Origin of the sequence: Aggregicoccus sp. 17bor-14 (genome assembly GCF_009659535.1) — a bacterium.
GTDB lineage: Bacteria > Myxococcota > Myxococcia > Myxococcales > Myxococcaceae > Aggregicoccus.
The window spans coordinates 334,579-351,596 of record NZ_VJZZ01000004.1 but is presented as its reverse complement, the minus strand read 5'-3'; the positions used below and the strand labels follow the sequence as shown (position 1 = coordinate 351,596).

The following is a 17,018-nucleotide window of genomic DNA, read 5'->3' as shown; positions in this document are numbered from 1 at the left end:
CTCCTTGGCCGCTACCCCGCGCGGGACATGCGCGCCGCGGCAGTGACGCCCGCAGGAGGCAGCGAGGGCGCGCCGCGGAAGCTGAACACGCGCCGCTTCACGCCGCGCACGAAGGCGACGATGCCGTAGCTGCCCATCAGCAGCGCGAAGCCCACCGCGAGCGCCGCGGGCAGGCCCAGCGTGGGGCCCGCGCGCTCGGCCATGCCGGCGATGCCCGCCCAGCCGTACACCACCGGGATGTGCAGCACGTAGACCCAGAGCGAGCTGCGCCCCAGGGGCGAGAGCCGGCGGCTCACGAGCCGCGGCATGAGGCAGAGGATGCCGAGCACCACCAGGCCCTGGCCCACGCGGTACGCCACGAGCCAGGCGCTGGTGGGGGCCCAGTTGGGCGTGACGAGGTGGGTGAAGAGCAGCAGCGCGAGGCCCACCGCGCTGATGGCGAGCGACTGCGGCCAGCCGGGCAGCAGCTGGCGCATCAGGTGCGCCGCGAGCGCGCCAGCGAAGAAGAAGCCCGCCCAGGGGAAGAGGGGGAACTTGGTCTCGGGCGAGCCGAGCGCGTTGCGCAGCACCACCGGCGCGTGCTCCGCGAGGCCCCAGACACCGCTGCTCACCAGCGGGATGCCCACCGCGAGCGCCGCGAGCACCAGGGTGCGGCTGAGCGGTCCGTTCGCGAACATGAGCGCCGCGGCGCCCACCATGAGGCTGATGCCGATGCAGGGCAGGGCATCGAAGGCGAAGAGGCGGGCGAGCAGCGGCTCACCCCAGCCCATCTGCAGCACCGCGCCCCAGCCGGGCCAGGCGAGCCCGTAGCCGAGCGCGAGCAGCAGCAGGCCGCGGCGCACGCGCTTGCCGAAGCTGGTGCGCGCCGCGTCCGGGTGGCTGCCGAGCGCCGCCACCACCGCCCAGCCGGCGACGAGCAGGAAGAGCGGCGCGGTGATGCCGCGCAGCTCCCAGTAGCGCTGCACCCAGTAGCCGGAGCGGGCGGAGGTGGAGAGCACCGCGTCCAGCGTGTGCCCGAGCACCATCGCCACCACGGCAAAGCCACGCGCGCCGTCGAGGCCGGGATGCCGGGGTGGAGGGAGGGGACCGAAGAGGCCGGGGGAGCTCACGGCACGGCAGCATATGTCCCTTTGTCCAGCTGTCTAAATCTCGCGAACCCGGGAGGGGTGTGTATGTAGGTTGAAGTCGCCCCTGCGGCTGAAGGTGGCGAGCGTGATTCCGGCCTGCTCGGCCACGTCGATGGCGAGGCTGCTGGCCGCCGAGACGCTCACCACCACGGGGATGCGCGCGACCGCGGCCTTCTGGAGGATCTCGAAGCTCGCGCGCCCGCTGATGGCCAGGAGCACGGGGCGCTCGGGCTCGGGGACGGGCCGGTAGCCGGGGGCACGGGGCGAGCGCACGCGGCCCGCGTGCACGAGCGCGCCCACCACCTTGTCCACCGCGTTGTGGCGCCCCACGTCCTCGTAGCCCGCGAGCAGATTGCCTGCGGCGTCGAAGGCCGCGGCCGCATGCACGCCGCCCGTGTGCTCGAACACGCGCTGCACGCCGCGCAGCCGCTCGGGGGCCTCGGCGAGCAGAGAGGCGGGGAGCGTGGGGCCCTCGGGGACCACGCCGCAGAGCGAGAGCAGGTCGTCCACGCTGCGCCGCCCGCACACGCCGCAGGCCGAGGTGGTGAGTGTGCCGCGCCGGGTCGCCTGCACGCGCTCGATGTCCAGCGAGAGGCCGGCCGCAGGGATGACATCGAGCACGTTGCCGTAGCCCTCCTCACCGGGGCGCCCGCAGTGGCTCACGCTGCCCACGTCGTCGATGGAGCGCAGCAGGCCTTCCGCGAAGAGGAAGCCCACGGCGAGCCGCGCGTCGTCGCCCGGAGTGCGCATGGTGACGGCCACGCTGTCGCCGTTCACGCGGATCTCGAGCGGTTCCTCGACGGCGACCTCGTCAGAGACCGCTGCCCCGGTAACTCCGCTGCGGACCCGCACCACGTCCCGCGCCGTCCACCGCATCTCGCGCTCCCTCTGGGAGGCCATCGAGCCCATGCCCATGCGTGTCATTTAGTTGCTCGCACTGTCGGAAATTAAGACGCGGACGGCAGTCGCACGAAAAAGTCGAAGTCGGAGCCCATCGGCGTTCGTCTCCCATCACCTGCCTGACGAGCAGGTAGGCATGCTCCGTCGAGTCGTCGCCGGATGAGCACAACACGATCAGCCTGGACCTGCTGAGGTTTGGCAAGATGGCCATGGAGGCCTGCTCGACGGATATGTTCAATCGGATCCTGCTGGTATGCGTTGGCAACATCTGTAGGAGCCCGATGGCTGCCGCGCTTGCCGCGAGCCGGTGGTCTTCTCTCCAGCCGTCGCTCGTCGTCGAATCGGCGGGAGTCTCGGCGCTCGTCGGGAGCCCCGCTGATCCGCTTGCGCAGGAGCTGATGCTCGAGCGCGGGATCGACATCTCCGACCACCGCGCCCGTCAATTGACGGCCCAGATGGCCCACGACTTCGAGCTGATCCTCGTCATGGAAGGCGGGCACCAGCGTGCGGTCGAGAGCCTTGCGCCCAGCGCTCGCGGCAGGGTCTTTCCGCTCGGGAAGTGGGGGCGCTTCGATGTGCCTGACCCCTATCGGAGGCCACGGGAGGCCTTCGTGGAGGCACTCGAGTTGATCGAGCGAGGGCTCGTCGACGTCGAGAAGCGGATGGGCCTCGCCCGGTGATGAAGCTACCGCGCGCTGTAGTCGCGCTGGGAAGAGTGCTCGCACTGCTCGTTGCACTCGACTCCCACGCGGCGGAGCGACAGCAGCCTGTCGAGCTCATCGCCGATGGTGATTTCCACGCCACGCTCCTGTCCCCGTGGCGCTACCGCCGCGTCTCCTCGAACTTCGGAGACCGCAGCGACAGCCCCACCGGCTCTTCGCTGCTTCTCCGAAGCGCCCCAGCGCCGGATGATCCCACCTGGGCGTGGGGCATCCGCCAGCTCCTACAAGGCTCGATCGAGGAGAAAGACGTCATCGTCTTCCGCGCCTGGATGCGGAGTCAGGATCGCGTTCGGGTCTTAGTGGTCATGGAGGACTCGAAGGAACCCTACCGGAAGGAGCTACGGCGCCTGCTGAGGCTGTCTCCCGAGTGGAAGGAGTACACGCTCGTCCTGAAAGCCTCCCGGGCATTTGCCAAAGGAGACGCTCAGCTCAACATTCAGCTCGGTCTCGATCGTGGCACGGCCGAGATCGCCACTGTGCGGCTGGAGAACTACTCCCGAGATCCCCACCCCGTCCCGCGCGAGAACGTGGACCCCTTCGGAGGCGAGGCGAACCCGGGGGACTGGCGGCCCGCGGCGCTCTCCCGGATCGAGAGGATTCGCAAGGGCGAGCTGAACGTGCGTGTTCTGGACCGTCGTGGGAAGCCGGTTCCAGGCGCTTCCGTCGAACTGAAGCAGCTGCGGCACCGCTTCCACTTCGGCACGGCCGTTGTCGCCCGCAGGCTCCTCGGCTCCGACCCGGACAGCGTGCGCTATCGCGCCGAGATCGAGCGGCTCTTCAACACGATCGTGTTCGAGAACGAGATGAAATGGGAGCGTGCGAGCCCCGCCCAGCTCGCAGAGGTGCAGCAGGCCGTAGCCTGGGCCAGAAAACGGGGGTTCGACATCAGGGGACATACCCTCGTGTGGGGGGACTACGCGCACAGTCCAGGCGTCAGGGGCCTGAGCAAGGAGCAGGGCCGGCAGCGCGTGGAGCAGCGAGTCCAGGGGGCCGTCGCCGCCATGAAGGGCCAGGTCTACATCTGGGATGTCGTGAACGAGGCGGTGGGAAGCACGGAGCTCTGGGAGGACCTGGGGTGGTCCCTGTTCCCGGAGACCTTTCGAATCGCACGCCGCGCCGACCCGGCAGCACAGCTCTGTTACAACGAGGCCAACCTCGCGAACCAGAGCCTTGGGGAGCGGCCGCTTGCGGTGGCTACCGAGCGGGTTCGCGCGCTCATCGCTTCAGGCGCGCCGCTGGACGTGATTGGCGACCAGGCACACATGTCCCTGCCGTTGACGCCCATTCGAAGCGTGCTGTCCATATGGGACGGGCTCGCCTCCTTCCAACGCCCGCTCGAAGTCACCGAGTTCGACGTGGCTGTCGAGGATGATCTGCTGCACGCGTCCTACGTGCGCGACTTCCTGACGGCTGCCTTCAGCCACCCCGCGCTCCAGGGCTTCACGCTCTGGGGGTTCTGGGAAGGTCAGCATTGGCTGGCCACGAAGGGGGGCGCGATGTTCCGGAGGGACTGGTCGAAGCGGCCAGCCCAGGATGCCTACGAGCAGCTCGTGCTGGGCGCATGGTGGAGCCGCGAACACCGAAGCACTGCGGCGGACGGGGTCGCTCGAATGCGCGTCTTCTACGGCACGCACGAGCTCGTCGTCGTCCACGGACGTGCGCGAGAGCGAAGGGTCGTAACCCTCGAGCCGGGCAAGGACGGAACCTTCGAGTTCCGCCTCTGAGCGACCCGCCACACGGGCGTCCGCTACGGCGTCCGCGTGTATTGCGCGAGCTGCGCCACCAGCGCCTCGTCGGTCGCGCTGCGCGCGGCCGCGGCTGACCGCTCCGTGCGCACCATCCCCGCAGCGAAGTGGGCGAGCACGGACCAAGGCTCGACCAGGTAGCGGCTGCCGAGGCGCTTGGGCTCGGCGAGAAGCCTTCCGAGCCACTCCAGCCCGAGGGCCCCCATCCAACGAGGCGGCGTGGAAATCTCGCCGGCGAAGTAGTCCATGAAGGCGCCGAGGGTCCAGATCAACTTGGTGTTGATCCGGTGGGCATTCTGGGCGACCCATCGCTCCTGGCGTGGCATCCCCATTCCGACCAGCAGCACGTCGGCTCCCGAGGCGTTGATCAGGCGGATCAGCTCGGCGCTCTCGGCCGAGTCCACGCTGTCATCGAAGTAGCCGTGATGGGTGTGCGCGACAAGGTCTGGCACGTCCGCGCGGAACGCTTCAACGGCGCGCTCGGCGACCCCAGGCTTAGAGCCTACGAAGAACACGCTGCGTCGGTGCTCCGCGCATTGCCGCAAGAACGGCACAATCCAGTCGAGGCTCGTGTGTCGGTGTTGGCGCCCGACGGGATAGCCCGCCACCTTCCCCATCCAGACGAGGGGCATTCCGTCGATGTGAACGAGGCGCGCTGTCTCGTAGAAGGCGCGCATCGCGGGATCCCGGTGGAAGAGGTAGATGCTGTGCAGGTTGTGATGACCCACCACGATTTGTCCCCGCACATCTGACAGCAGCGCGGGCAACGCCAGGAGGTGCCCTCGCTCGAGCGCCTGAACCCGCACGCCGGCGACATCGATGGTCACGTTGCTCATCGCCGTGCCTCCGGCATGGCCGACGCTCCCCGGCTCGGCCAGAGCTTCTCCGAGATGGCCGCGAACTCGAGGGGAGACACGCCATTGACGGCCATTGACGCGTCCTCACCTCGTCCGTAGGCGAGCCGCTTGAGCAGATAGGTGGGCGTCTTCACGGCCGCGAGCCCGCCGTTCAGGAGCGCCTTCCCATAGGCGCGCTCGCCCATCGCCATTCCCGCCGCCCGCAGATGGCGACGGAAAAGAAGCTTCTTCGGATCCATCAGGCGGTCGAGCGCCGGCGCCGCCTGCTCGAGCGTCGACGGTGACAGCTGCCACAGGTGGGAGAGCAGCAGGTGCTGCACGAAGAGCATGTTCCGTTCCTGCCTCTCCAGGTTGCTGCTGCTCACGCTTCCGGTGTTGAGGCGGAAGCCGACTGTGGGCTCGGGAATCAGCGTGATCTCGTGACGGAGCGCCATCCGCCACCACAGATCGATGTCCTCGATGTGCAGGTCGAACCGATACCCGCCCAGCGCCACCGTCTTCTTCACATTCAGGGTTACCGTGGGGTGGCAGATCGCAAGCAGGTAGCCCGCCCGGGTTGCCAGCGTGAGCTGCGCGGGGCTGCCGCGCGAAGTGCGGAAGGTTCCGAGGCTCCTCCCCGCGCCGGTGTAGTCCGCCGGCGAATAGAACATCCCGGAGTCCGGCCGGGACGTGATCGCTTCCATGATGCGCTGAAGCCGCTGCGGGTAGGCCACGTCGTCTGCGTCGTGGCGAACGAGCCAGGGAGTGCGTGCCTCCTCGAGCATCCGATTCAGCGTGCCCGTGAGGCCACGGTTCGGTTGGCGGATGAGCCGAATCCTCGGGTCTTCGATCTTGGACAGGAACTCACCACTGCCGTCGGTGGATCCATCGTCGATGGCAAGCAGTTCGAAATCCCGGAACGACTGGCCGAGCAGGCTCCGAACCGTCTCGGCCAGGTACGGCATCGCGTTGAAGACAGGCAGACCGATGGTGAGCTGTGGCATGGGCGTGTGTCACGACCGACGAGGGCGGGAGGGAAGGGCGCGTTCCTTGAGGCGGAGCGCGGCATCCCGCAGCGACCGACGGAGTGGCTGTGGCGCCACCCACCAGGTGAGGTAGAGCGCGAGGTCGATGGGCCGCGGGGATCCGTGCTTGGAGGCTGTCCGCAGGAGCGACCAGAACGACGACCAAGCCCGCTCACGAGCGGCAAAGGATCCGACCTGGGTGAGGACGAACGCGGCAAATGCCCACGGCGTGACGAGCTCGCGGTTGTTCGAGATCCACTCGAGCGAGTACTTCCAGTTGCTGCCCTGGCTGACGGTCGCCCGTCGCTCCTCGATGTGCCAGATCGCGAGCGGCTCCATGACCAGGTCGATCCCGACGCCTGGCTCTCGTGCCGCGCGCAACATCCAGTCCCAATCTTGATGCCTGCGCAGACCCACGCGGAACGGCACCTTCTGAAGCAGCACGCGGGGAATCAGCAGGGTGGATGTCTGAAGCAGTCCCTCGCCTTGCGTGAAGCTGCGGCGCGCGAGCAGGTACTCGCTGATGGGCTCTCCCGGCTCCGGCTTGCGACGAGGCCAGACTTGGTCGCCGGTGGGGCTGCGGGCAATCACCTGGCAGGAAACGACCGGCCTTCTGCAATCCATCTGGGACGCGAGCAGCAGCTGCCGCTCCAGCTTCGTCGGCATCCACTCGTCGTCGTCGTCCAGGAACGCGATCCACTCACCCTGTGCCATGTCCACGCCCGCGTTGCGCGCCTGAGCCCCGCCTACGGACTGGTCGAGCACCTTCGTACGCAGCCGGGGATCCTCGATTTGCCCCAGGGCCTGCTGCGTTGCCGAATCGGGGCCGTCCACGACGACGATGGCCTCCACCGCCGGGTGGCTCTGGGCCAGCACACTCTGCACGGCCCTCACGACGAGGCTGTGGCGGTTGCGGGTCGGAATCACGACCGAGACCAGAGAGGGAGAGCGCATGAGATTCCGTGGTTGCTTCAGGGCGCGTGAGCAGTGGGGAACGTCAGGTGCGGGCGAGGAAGAGGTTCCTCTTCACGCTGTTGCCTCGTAACTCATGCCCTGTCGAGCACTTCAAGGTAGAGCTCTTCGAGCTGGCGCGTCTGCGTCGCGAGGTCGAAATTCCCGGTGACGTGCTGCCTGCCTGCAACCGAGAACGCACGCCACATCGCGTCGTCCTGGAGCAGCCGGCAGAGGTACTCCGCAAGGAGCTCGTCGTCGTGGGCAGGGGCCAGCAGTCCAGTCCGCTCGTGCTTGACCGCCTCCGAGATCCCTCCTGTATCGAAGCTTACGACGGGCACACCCATCGCCTGGGCCTCGAGGAAGACGATGCCGAGCCCCTCGGCATCCCCCGAGCTGCCGACGATGCTCGGCACGCTGAATACGCGCGCGCGCTCCAACCATGCCTGGACATTCTCAGGAGCCTGGACGCCCAGAAAGCGATGCCGCAGGCCGAGCGTACGGGCCTGGGCCTCCAACTCCTGCCGCAAGGGTCCGTCTCCAATGACCACGAGCTCTACAGCCGGGAGTCGGGCCTGGACCCTCGCCATCGCGCGAATCAGGTGACCACAGCCCTTCTTCTCGACCAATCGACCGACGAACAGGACGATCGGCTCTCGCTCCTGCCCAGAGCGAGCCTTGAACCGCTCGGTGTCCACACCGATGTAGTGCACCCGGATTTTGTTCTCCGGAAAGCCGCGCTCGATCATGGCCGAACGGATGAATCGGGAGATCGCGACGAGCAGTCCTGCCCGCTCGCCGAGCTGGAACTTGCACCGGAGGAACCTGCGCTGGGTGTAGCTCTGCTGGAGGTACTCATCGCGAACCGTGACGTCGTAGCCGTGGAAGGTGACGACGAGGGGGCAACGGAGCCGACGGGCTACGCCCAGCGCTTGAACCCCGTCGGGGCCGAAGTGGGCGTGCACGAGCTGGGGCTGAAGGCGCTCGAGCGCGCGGAATAGCCTGGGGGCGGTTCCCACAAGCCTGAAGGCAACGCCGGCCAGGCTGCGCTCGTCTCGCGGGTGGACCACGAAGGTGCGCTCTGCCGGAGTCGGGAGCCCCCGCACGGCCTGGGCCCCGAGATAGACGGGGGTGAAGCGCCGCAGCGCCTCGGCCTGCTGGAGAATGAACGTCTCCGACGGGGGCAGCAGGCGGTCGCGGTAGATCAGCACCCTCGGCGCCAGCGTGCTGGTGCTGCCTCGGGTGGTCACAGCGGCTCTGCTCCTGGCTGCGGCATCGGGTTGAATCGCGGGGCCTCCACCCAGCGATTCCTCCGCCCGGCGACCCCCAAGGAGACGGCGACATAGAGAACCCAGAACAGGTTGTTCTGTCGCAGAAACAGTGTCTCGGTCAGGTTGTACGCGACCAGGAAAGACAGGAACAGCAGGGGCCACAGTCCTTGTGCGGAGCGCTCGTGGCGCGCTACCCGCGCCGCGTCGACGAATGTCGACAGGAGGCCCGCTACGAAGAGCGCGAGGCCCACGGCTCCCACGTCGAGCCAGAGCTCGAGGAACCCGTTGTGTGAGTGCCGCACCTCCCAGCCCGAGGCCTCGCGGACGGCATCGACCGCCCCTCCGAACCCCGCCCAGAACGCGCCGTAGCCGTATCCCAGCCAGGGCCTCAACTGAATGGCTTCCCAGACAGAGGGCCAGATGGCCGTACGGCCGGTGAGCGAGAGGTCGCGCCCCATTCCTCCGAGCACCAGCTCGAAGTTGATGGCGAGTGCCAACAGGGCAGAGGCCAAGAGGACGACACTCAGGACGAGGACCGGGACGAGTACGCTCAGCCTCCAGCGGAGGCACTTGTACAGAGGCGTGAGAAGGACGAGGAACACGGCCATCGACAGCGAGGTCATCGACCGCGAGAGCACGAGCACCACCAGCGCGAGCGCCGCGCAGGCTCGCCAGCGCCAACGCGCGCGGCCCGCGGCCCCCTGGATGGCCAGCGTGAATGCGGCAAGCACGCTGATGCGCCCCAGGATGTTCTTCTGCGCATAAACGCCCTGCCAGGCGCCTTCATGCAGCTCCCTGTCGATGCCATAGCTGGGCAAGAACAGCGCGAACACCACGCTGAGCAGCAGGCTCAGCACGAGGGCCTCTGAGAGCCGCTGCAGCAGCTCCCTCCCGTTGAAGCGTCCCGCGAGGTAGGCACCGAAGAAGGTGGTCCCCGCGAGGATCAGCGCCTTGCGGAACGTGAAGGAGCCATCGAGAGACCAGGCCGCCGAGCCAATGGACAGCAGCGTCAGCCCCAGCACCGCCTTCCCCCGCCTGAAGCCCCGGCGAACGGTGCGCCAACGCAGGACCACGAACGTGGCGGTCACGCCGTAGATGCCGAGCCAGAGCATCATCTGGACCGGATCTCCCTCGCTGCCCTGCGAGGATCCACCCTGCTTGAGGAGCGGGATGAGCGCCTCTCCCAGCAGCACGAGCACGAGCACGACGAAGAGATGCTCGGCCCGCCGCAGCAGGCTTCTGGCTGTCGAGCGCGGCGCGCGCGCGTAGGCCAGGGCGTGTGGTGGGGACCAAGACTGCCTCATGCGTCGAGCCTTCCGTTACGGTATCGGCCGGCATAGACCTGCTGCAGCCAGACTTCGAGCGTGGCGACGCGACACAGGTACTCGGAGTGGTCCTCCCCGCCAAAGTGTGCTGCAAGGCGAGCGCGAACCGTGTCCGCCGAGACGTACTGCGCGTGGAGCGCCTCGGGGTGGGCCAAGAGGCGCTCGAAGAGCTCGCGCGCAGGGGCCTGCCGGATCCACGTGGGATAGTCCGTGTAGGCCTGCAGACTCACCTGCTGCCCCGTGATGCGGCCCAGTTCCCGACGGAGGCGGCCCCGAACGCGCCCGACGAAGCGCAAGGGACGGGTGACGACCCCGGGCCAGCCAATGGGCAGTCCGGTGTTCTGCCAGGGGATGGAGCGAAAATACTCGGGGAAGTGGCGTAGAAGCATCCGCCGATAGACCCGGGAGTTCGAGAGCAGCGGCCGAGGGAGGGCATACGCTAGCTCCATCAACCGGTTGTCGAAGAACGGAAGGCGGTTGTGGAAGTAGTTGTTCGTGAGCCGCGTGCCCTCGTTGATCAGGCGGCGTCCGCGCTGGTCGATCTTCTCGGGCAGCGTCCAGCGCTTGTCACCGAGGTATGAGCCCCCGAGGACGGCGTCCCCGAGGAACCCGTTGAGGTTGACCGCGTAATGGCTGCGCTGCTCCTGCGCGGAGACCAGCGCATGCATGTGGAGCAGATCCGCCTGTCCGTCGGTCCACCAGACGCCTTCCAGGCGGTGCTCGAGCCAGTTCTTCGATGTCAGCTCGACGAAGTGGTGGGTGCTGCCCCTGGCCTGCGCGACTCGTCGGGCGATGAGGTCGTCGGCACAACCTCGCGTACCGAAGGTGACGGTGTGCACGCTGCGACCTGCGGGGACCGCAGCCAGGAGTGCGCGCGAGTCCAGCCCTCCACTCAGGCTCACCCCCACTCCCCCCTCGTGGAGGGAGTGCCGGGCAACGGCAGCACGGAAGCGACTTCCCAACTCTTCGGCGACCTCATCCTCGGTCTGCACCTCGCCGAGTGGGCGGATGTCGTCCCAGCCCCAGTACCGGGAGATGCTCGGCTCCTGCATGCCCGGGCCCCATGACAGGAACGAGCCTGCCCTGAGCAGCGTGACGCCGGAGAACCAGGTGCGCTCTCCCAGCAGGAACCCCTCTCTCAGGAACTGCTCGACCGACTCCGGGTCGATGCGGGGCGTGAACTCGGGAATCGCGAGGAGGGCTTTGGGCTCGGACGCGAAGGCGAGCCGCTCCCCCTGCCGCGTCCAGTAGAGCTGGCGCAGGCCGTAGCGATCTGTGACGAGGTGGGTCGCGCCACTGCGGAGATTGTGCAGGACCGCCGCGTAGATCCCATCGATCCGCTTCAAGAAGGCGAAGGTGGGGTCCGCGAGATACAGGGCGCCGAGAAGATCGGCATCGCTTTGCTCTGACTCAGCCAGAGGCTTCTTGAGCGAGCGGCGCAGCTCCACCTGGTTGTAGAGCTCACCATCCAGCCAGACCCTGACGTGGCTCACCGTCCGCGGCTGGCGTTCGAGCTGGATCGCTCCGGTGTGGACCCGCGCCACAGCGAGCGCCGGTGTGAGGAAGCCGGCTTCCTTAACGTGGTGCGGAAGGTGGGCAACCAGATCCTGCATGCGTCCGAGGACGAGCTCGTCATTCGGCGCAGGATCCCGCTGTGCAAAACCCACTAGGCCGGGCATGGACGGAGCTCTTCCTTGGTCTGACGGCGGGTCGCCCAGACGACGGCCCACAGCGCACAGGCCAGCAGCCCATCGCAGATGATGCTCGTCACCAGCGCACCCTTCCACGAGAAGCGCGGGATGAGGACCAGGTTCAAGGCCACGTTTGCCCCGGCAACCAAGACCTGAACGAAGCTTCGGCGTCCCTGGTAGCCAGCACCCGACAGCGCATCACCGGCGAGGTGATGGAGGGTCTTGAACACCGGGATGATGGCGAGCCAGCGCACGGTGATCGCCGTGGTGGCGAACTGCGGGCCGAGGATGTGCGGGATGAGCGGGCTTCCAACCAGGAGGGCACAGAAGATTCCGACGCTCACGGCCAAAGCCACCGGGAGCAGTCGCTTCACGAACGCGAGCGTCCCGGCCAGCCCATCCGCACCGTGCTTGAAGAAGCGCGCATACGACGAGTACAGCAACGACCTAATCGGGGTGAACGCGACGTCCATGATGCGGTATGCCGAAGCGTAGATGCCCGTTGCGTCGAGCGTGGAGAAGCGCGCAAGCAGCGTCTTGTCGATGTCGTTGTTGATCGTGTGCGCGGAGATGATGGTCGAGAAGTAGAGGCCCTCCCGCAGCTCGCTCCAACCTGCCAGACCCGCGAACCGGGCTCGCCCCAGCTCTCGTTTCACGACGAGCAGTCCGTAGGCCGCCGTGGCCACGGCACCAGCGAGGTAGAACCAACCCCAGAGGCTCGGGGTGGGGCTTCGGACCACCATCCCGAGAGTGCCGATCCCGATCAGTCGCGCCACGTTCAGCAGCACCTGCAGGTAGACCGTGCGCCCCATGCGCTCCACGCCCTGGAAGGCCTGGCTGGTGAGTTCCGCGATCCGCGCGAACAGGAGGTCGGAGATGGCGACTGCCAAGATGAGCGACGTGGGGACGGTGACCGGAAGGACGAGGCGAGCCACGATCGCCACCGCGACCGTCAGCGCAGTCCCGTAGGTGGCGGTGGTCGAGAGCGCGCTGCCCCAGGCAGCAGAGAAGTCATCCGGAGCGGTCGCAACCCGCTTGATCAGCAGGTTGCCCGCCCCGAAATTGGCGAAGGGCGCGAAGATGGAAAAGAGGGCGGTGGCTGCTGCGAAGGCGCCGTAGCCGTCGGCTCCGAGGAGCCGGGCAACGAGCACGAAGTAGGCGCCCTGGACAAGCACACGACTGCCCTGGCCGGCGAGGGCCCAGAGGGTATTGCGCGCCAGGCCGTCTGAACCCCAACGAAACATGTTTACGCTCTGACCGGGTTTATCAGGGACATCGCCGAGCAGCGGTGCCTCGTGACTGCTCAGCGGCGCTGTTCGTGCCCGCGAAGCACATTCTTCTCGAGCAAGTCCGCAGGCCGGGTGTTCGAGACGCCGCTAACACCTCGGGCCCGAGGTACGATTCCCTGGACCGCTCAGCGCGCTCCCTTGCCCAGCAGGACCGCGGGGATCGTCTTGAGGAAGATTTTGAGATCGAGCCCCAGCGACCACTGATCGATGTAGGCGAGGTCCAGCTTCATCCAAGTCGCGAAGTCGATCTGGTTGCGGCCGCTGATCTGCCAGGTGCAGGTGATGCCCGGCTTCACGGACAGGCGTCGGCACTGCCAGCGCTCGTCGTACTGCTTTACGTCGAAGAGCGGGCGGGGGCCGACCACGCTCATGTCTCCGATGAGGACGTTCCAGAACTGAGGCAGCTCGTCCAGGGAGGTCCTGCGGATGAAGTGACCGATGCCCGTGATGCGCGGGTCGCGGTCGATCTTGAAGACGGGCCCGCTCATCTCGTTCTGGCTCGCCAGCTCCTTCAGGCGCGCCTCTGCATCGACCACCATCGAGCGGAACTTCCACAGGCGGAACTCGCGCCCGTTGAGGCCCGTGCGGCTCTGGCTGAAGAAGACGGGGCCCTTCGAGGTGAGCTTGATGGCCACCGCGATCGCCCCGAAGACGGGCGCTAGCAGCACGAGCGCCGTGAGGCTCACGATGATGTCGAAGGCGCGCTTGAGCACGAGCTCGAGCGGCTTGCCCGGCGCAGACGTGAAGGAGAGCGACGGCACCCCGTCGAGCTCCGAGAATCCCACCCGCGCGAAGCGATTCGGGAGGAAGGTGAGGCACAGGCGCGTGTCGAGCCCCAGGTCCTCGGCGGCCTGGAAGGCGCTCTGCACCTCGAACAGCGCCGTGCGGGGGACCGCGAAGATGACCTCGTCCACGATCTCGCGACGGAAGATGGCCTCGCTGTCGGCGAGGATGCCGAGGCGGCGAACGCCCGGCGGCACCGGAGTGTCGTGCTCCTCCGTGACCAGCCCGACCAGCTCCGCGCCGTGCTCGGAGCGGGTGCGCAGCATGCGGCAGATCGCTTCCGCCTGGGCGCCGCTGCCCACCACGATCACCCGGTGCGCTTCCTTCGGCTGACCCCAGCCGAAGATGCGTTGGAGGAGGCGGAAGGCGAGCGTCTGGCAGAGCGCGCTCAGCACGTAGAGGACGATGAGGGGACGGCTCTGCTCCAGCTTGAGGAGGAACGCGAGCGATGCGAGGACCAGGCCCGTGTAGAGGGTCAGGCGGACGAGGTGCTTCGCCTCACGCCAGAGCGACAGCCGGCGCCCGGAGTAGAGCCCCGACCAGTATCCGGCGAATCCCCACACGGACACCGCCACCGGGACCATCAGCACGTGGGGCTGCAGGTTACCCAGGAGAGGGAAGCCACTGAGCTGCTCGCGCAGCTGGAACGCCAGCGCGAAGGCGCTCACGAGCAGGAACGCGTCAATCAACGCGGCGAGGAGACCAAAGGAACGGCTGATACGGCTCACGACATGACCCCCGAGCGACGGCGGAGCCAGCTGCGGCGGCACCCAGAGTGGAATGCCCCGGACTGGCAGATCGTCCGTGCTGCAACGAATGGCGACCGGCGTGTATAGGCAGCGCTGCGGGAGATCGTCAAGCAGGCAAGCATTTTGCGGTGTGAGTGCAAACCCTTAAATGTCGGCAGCTTAGATTGACTAATCGCAGGTTGACTTACAGTATGCGCCTGGATTGCTGGAATCCAGGCGCGCGCGCTCAAGTCGCCGACAAGTGGTGGAAAGTATGCAGGCGGCCCGCGCGCCGCACTGGCGGACTTAGCGGTACTCGTACTGGTAGTGATACCCGTACCGGCCCAACCCGTACCCCTCGGGGCGGACTGGCACGTCGTTGAAGACGAAGCCCTGAGGCCGGGTTCCGTTCTGCTCCATGCGGCTCACCGCTGCCGTCAGTTCGCGCATCGGATGCAGGCCCGATCGGATGACCATCAGGTTCACGCCTGCGAAGCGGGCGAGGATGGCGGCATCCGTGACGGCGAGGATGGGGGGCGCGTCGATGAGCACGACATCGAAGTCGGCCTGGAGCCTCCCGAGCAGATCCTTGAAACGCTCGCTCGCGAGAAGCTCCGAGGGGTTCGGTGGGAGGGTGCCGGTCGGTAGGAACGACACGTTGGGCGTAGGAGTGCTGCGCACCGCGGTCGCCATGTTCACAGCCCCTCGGATGAGCTCTGAGAGCCCCGAGTCGCGGCTGCCGCCGAAGTAGCGGTGGAGCAGTCCCTTGCGCATGTCGGCATCGACGAGGAGCACCCGCCGGCCCGCGTCGGCCAGCACGTGCGCGAGGTTCACCGACACGAAGGACTTGCCGACGCCCGGCCGGGGGCCACCGATCACGATCGTGTTGTTGTCGCCCTCGGCGAGCGCGAACTGAAGGCTCGTGCGCAGGCTGCGCAGGCTTTCGATCGCAAGGTCCGAGGGCTCCACCACCGCCAGCGGCTTTACGTCCGTGGCCCCCCGCTGCTGGGCGCGCACCAGCTCCTCCTGCCGCGGGCTATGCGGCAGGCTCGCGTACACCGAGATGCCGAGCGTCTGCTCGAGAAGCTCGGGGTCTTCGACGCCCTGGCGCAGCGCCTTGCGCAGGAAGGTGAGCGCGACGCCGAAGGCGAGGCCCACAAAGAGACTGCCTGCGAGGATCAGCACCTTCTTCGGGCTCACCGGCTTCGACTGGATGCTGGCGTGGTCGAGCACCCGTACGTTGCCGATGGTGCCGGACTTCACGACGTTCAGCTCCTGGGCCTTGTTCTGCAGGAGCAGGTACAGCTCGTTGGCCACCTTCACGTCTCGCAGGAGCCGCACGGACTGCAGCTCCGCCTCCGGCATGCCCTTGATGCGATCGTTGACCTTTGCTTGCTGGCCGCGCAGCTGCTCGATCTGCTTCTTGAGCGCGACCAGCGCGGGGTGGCTGTCCGTAAAGCGCTGCCGAAGCTCCGCACGTTGGAGCTCCAGCGCCGTGAGCTGCTTCTCGGACTCCACGGTCTGATCGACGATGGCCTGGGCCTCGAGGTTGAGGTCCACGGTGCCGCGCTTGGAGCGGTAGGCGTTGAGGTTGGCCTCTGCCGTGTCGAGGTTGCTCTTGAGCAAGGGGAGCTGCGAGTTGATGAACTCCAGCGTCTTCTCGGCCGTCTCGGACTTCCGGTCCACGTTCTGCTTCACGTAGACCGCCATCACGTGGTCCAGCGCGGTCGTGATCTGCTCCTCGCTCTTGCCCTCGAGCGCGAGCTCGATGATGCCCGTGTTCTTGGTCTTCTCGCTGACGCGCAGGTCCTCCTGGAAGTCCTCCACGGCTTCGGCCCAGGGCTTCTTCACCAGACGGAACTCGGTACCGGGGCGCGCCACCAGCTCGGAGATGAAGGCCTCCACCTCTGCGCTGCCGTCACCCGCGACCTGCTCCACCGACGAAGCAGCGAGCTTCCCCACCTGGCCCTTGAGCAAGAGCTCCCCGTCTGGACCGAACAGCTCGTACGCGCCGCCCTCGCCGGCCACGAGCTTGAGCTTCTCGTCCTCCAGGAGCTTCGGCAGCTTCAGGCGCTTCACCTGGATGCGCTCACCGCCCCACGCGAAGCGGGAGAGGCCGAGCACCGGCGAGGCCAGTTGCAGCTGCTTGTGGTGCCGCGCAATCGCCCGGCCCACGAGCGGGAAGTAGCGGGGCTCCGCGATCACGTCGAGTCGCAGCTCGTCCACCACGGTGGCGACGATGGAGCGCGAGCGGAGGATCTCCACCTCGGTCTCTGCGGGCGCCTCACCGGTGAACATCGCGGTGAGGTCTTTGAGGTCGTCCAGCCCTGCGCCCTTCTCCTCCACCTGCACGAGCGCGTCCGCGCGGTACACGGGCGTCGCGGTGAACGCGTAGAAGAGCCCAAGCGCGCTGAGCACGAGCGCAGCGGCGGCGATGAGCCAGCGGCCGTCGTAGAGCGTCCCGATGAGCTGCCCGAGATCGAGATCGTCGTCGTCGGGCTCGGGCGCGCGCCCGCGCGGCACCGCGTGCAGCGGCGCGTCGGCTCCGGGCTGAGACACTCTGGGCGACTTCGCGGGGGATGGGCTCATGGGCTCGTGCGGAGAGGGGGCAGCCGGGCGCAGCGC

Annotated in this window: 13 protein-coding genes; 2 read left to right on the top strand and 11 right to left on the bottom strand. The window is 67.5% G+C overall.

The window, feature by feature from the left end; genetic code table 11:
- Positions 1-11 precede the first annotated feature (11 nt).
- Positions 12-1,109, bottom strand: coding sequence for an acyltransferase family protein (locus tag FGE12_RS10220; protein WP_370458948.1), 1,098 nt, complete (start codon positions 1,107-1,109; stop codon positions 12-14).
- 33 nt (positions 1,110-1,142) lie between these two features.
- Positions 1,143-2,027 carry a formate dehydrogenase accessory sulfurtransferase FdhD gene (gene fdhD, locus FGE12_RS10215; RefSeq protein WP_228530693.1) on the bottom strand — a complete coding sequence of 295 codons (885 nt, stop codon included), beginning with the start codon at positions 2,025-2,027 and terminating at the stop codon, positions 1,143-1,145.
- Between the two features lie 203 nt (positions 2,028-2,230).
- Here fdhD and FGE12_RS10210 point away from each other — a divergent pair, with 203 nt between their 5' ends.
- Together FGE12_RS10210 and FGE12_RS10205 are read left to right on the top strand one after the other, a co-directional pair.
- The gene (locus FGE12_RS10210) at positions 2,231-2,707 is read left to right on the top strand and encodes a low molecular weight protein-tyrosine-phosphatase (protein WP_228530692.1); all 477 of its coding nucleotides are present in this window, start codon (positions 2,231-2,233) and stop codon (positions 2,705-2,707) included.
- Between the two features lie 35 nt (positions 2,708-2,742).
- Positions 2,743-4,473, top strand: a complete 1,731-nt coding sequence (locus tag FGE12_RS10205) for an endo-1,4-beta-xylanase (protein ID WP_153866196.1) — start codon at positions 2,743-2,745, stop codon at positions 4,471-4,473.
- 23 nt (positions 4,474-4,496) lie between these two features.
- Here FGE12_RS10205 and FGE12_RS10200 read toward each other — a convergent pair whose 3' ends face one another.
- From FGE12_RS10200 to FGE12_RS10160, 9 genes are all read right to left on the bottom strand, one after another.
- The gene (locus FGE12_RS10200) at positions 4,497-5,330 is read right to left on the bottom strand and encodes a WecB/TagA/CpsF family glycosyltransferase (RefSeq protein WP_153866195.1); all 834 of its coding nucleotides are present in this window, start codon (positions 5,328-5,330) and stop codon (positions 4,497-4,499) included.
- Entirely contained in the window at positions 5,327-6,334 is a 1,008-nt protein-coding gene (locus FGE12_RS10195) for a glycosyltransferase family 2 protein (protein WP_153866194.1), read from the bottom strand. Before FGE12_RS10195 ends, FGE12_RS10200 begins: the two co-directional genes overlap by 4 nt.
- Positions 6,335-6,343: 9 nt before the next feature.
- The gene (locus FGE12_RS10190) at positions 6,344-7,282 is read right to left on the bottom strand and encodes a glycosyltransferase family 2 protein (protein WP_370458947.1); all 939 of its coding nucleotides are present in this window, start codon (positions 7,280-7,282) and stop codon (positions 6,344-6,346) included.
- A gap of 119 nt (positions 7,283-7,401) precedes the next feature.
- Positions 7,402-8,556 (bottom strand): glycosyltransferase, encoded by a 1,155-nt coding sequence (locus FGE12_RS10185; protein WP_370458946.1) that lies wholly within the window; start codon positions 8,554-8,556, stop codon positions 7,402-7,404.
- Entirely contained in the window at positions 8,553-9,881 is a 1,329-nt protein-coding gene (locus FGE12_RS10180; RefSeq protein ID WP_153866192.1) for an O-antigen ligase, read from the bottom strand. The genes FGE12_RS10185 and FGE12_RS10180 overlap by 4 nt, the downstream gene beginning before the upstream one ends.
- Positions 9,878-11,581 (bottom strand): asparagine synthase-related protein, encoded by a 1,704-nt coding sequence (locus FGE12_RS10175; protein ID WP_153866191.1) that lies wholly within the window; start codon positions 11,579-11,581, stop codon positions 9,878-9,880. Before FGE12_RS10175 ends, FGE12_RS10180 begins: the two co-directional genes overlap by 4 nt.
- Positions 11,569-12,837, bottom strand: a complete 1,269-nt coding sequence (locus tag FGE12_RS10170; protein ID WP_153866190.1) for an oligosaccharide flippase family protein — start codon at positions 12,835-12,837, stop codon at positions 11,569-11,571. Before FGE12_RS10170 ends, FGE12_RS10175 begins: the two co-directional genes overlap by 13 nt.
- 170 nt (positions 12,838-13,007) lie before the next feature.
- Positions 13,008-14,354, bottom strand: a complete 1,347-nt coding sequence (locus tag FGE12_RS10165) for a sugar transferase (RefSeq protein WP_194797759.1) — start codon at positions 14,352-14,354, stop codon at positions 13,008-13,010.
- A 345-nt stretch (positions 14,355-14,699) separates the two neighbouring features.
- The gene (locus FGE12_RS10160) at positions 14,700-16,952 is read right to left on the bottom strand and encodes a polysaccharide biosynthesis tyrosine autokinase (RefSeq protein ID WP_370458945.1); all 2,253 of its coding nucleotides are present in this window, start codon (positions 16,950-16,952) and stop codon (positions 14,700-14,702) included.
- Positions 16,953-17,018 lie beyond the last annotated feature (66 nt).

Excerpts from the sequence above, each read along its gene's own strand:
- fdhD (WP_228530693.1), bottom strand. The coding sequence starts at position 2,027 with ATGGCCTCCCAGAGGGAGCGCGAGATGCGGTGGACGGCGCGGGACGTG.
- FGE12_RS10210 (WP_228530692.1), top strand. The coding sequence starts at position 2,231 with ATGGCCATGGAGGCCTGCTCGACGGATATGTTCAATCGGATCCTGCTG.
- FGE12_RS10200 (WP_153866195.1), bottom strand. The coding sequence starts at position 5,330 with ATGAGCAACGTGACCATCGATGTCGCCGGCGTGCGGGTTCAGGCGCTC.
- FGE12_RS10195 (WP_153866194.1), bottom strand. The coding sequence starts at position 6,334 with ATGCCACAGCTCACCATCGGTCTGCCTGTCTTCAACGCGATGCCGTAC.
- FGE12_RS10180 (WP_153866192.1), bottom strand. The coding sequence starts at position 9,881 with ATGAGGCAGTCTTGGTCCCCACCACACGCCCTGGCCTACGCGCGCGCG.
- FGE12_RS10175 (WP_153866191.1), bottom strand. The coding sequence starts at position 11,581 with ATGCCCGGCCTAGTGGGTTTTGCACAGCGGGATCCTGCGCCGAATGAC.
- FGE12_RS10170 (WP_153866190.1), bottom strand. The coding sequence starts at position 12,837 with ATGTTTCGTTGGGGTTCAGACGGCCTGGCGCGCAATACCCTCTGGGCC.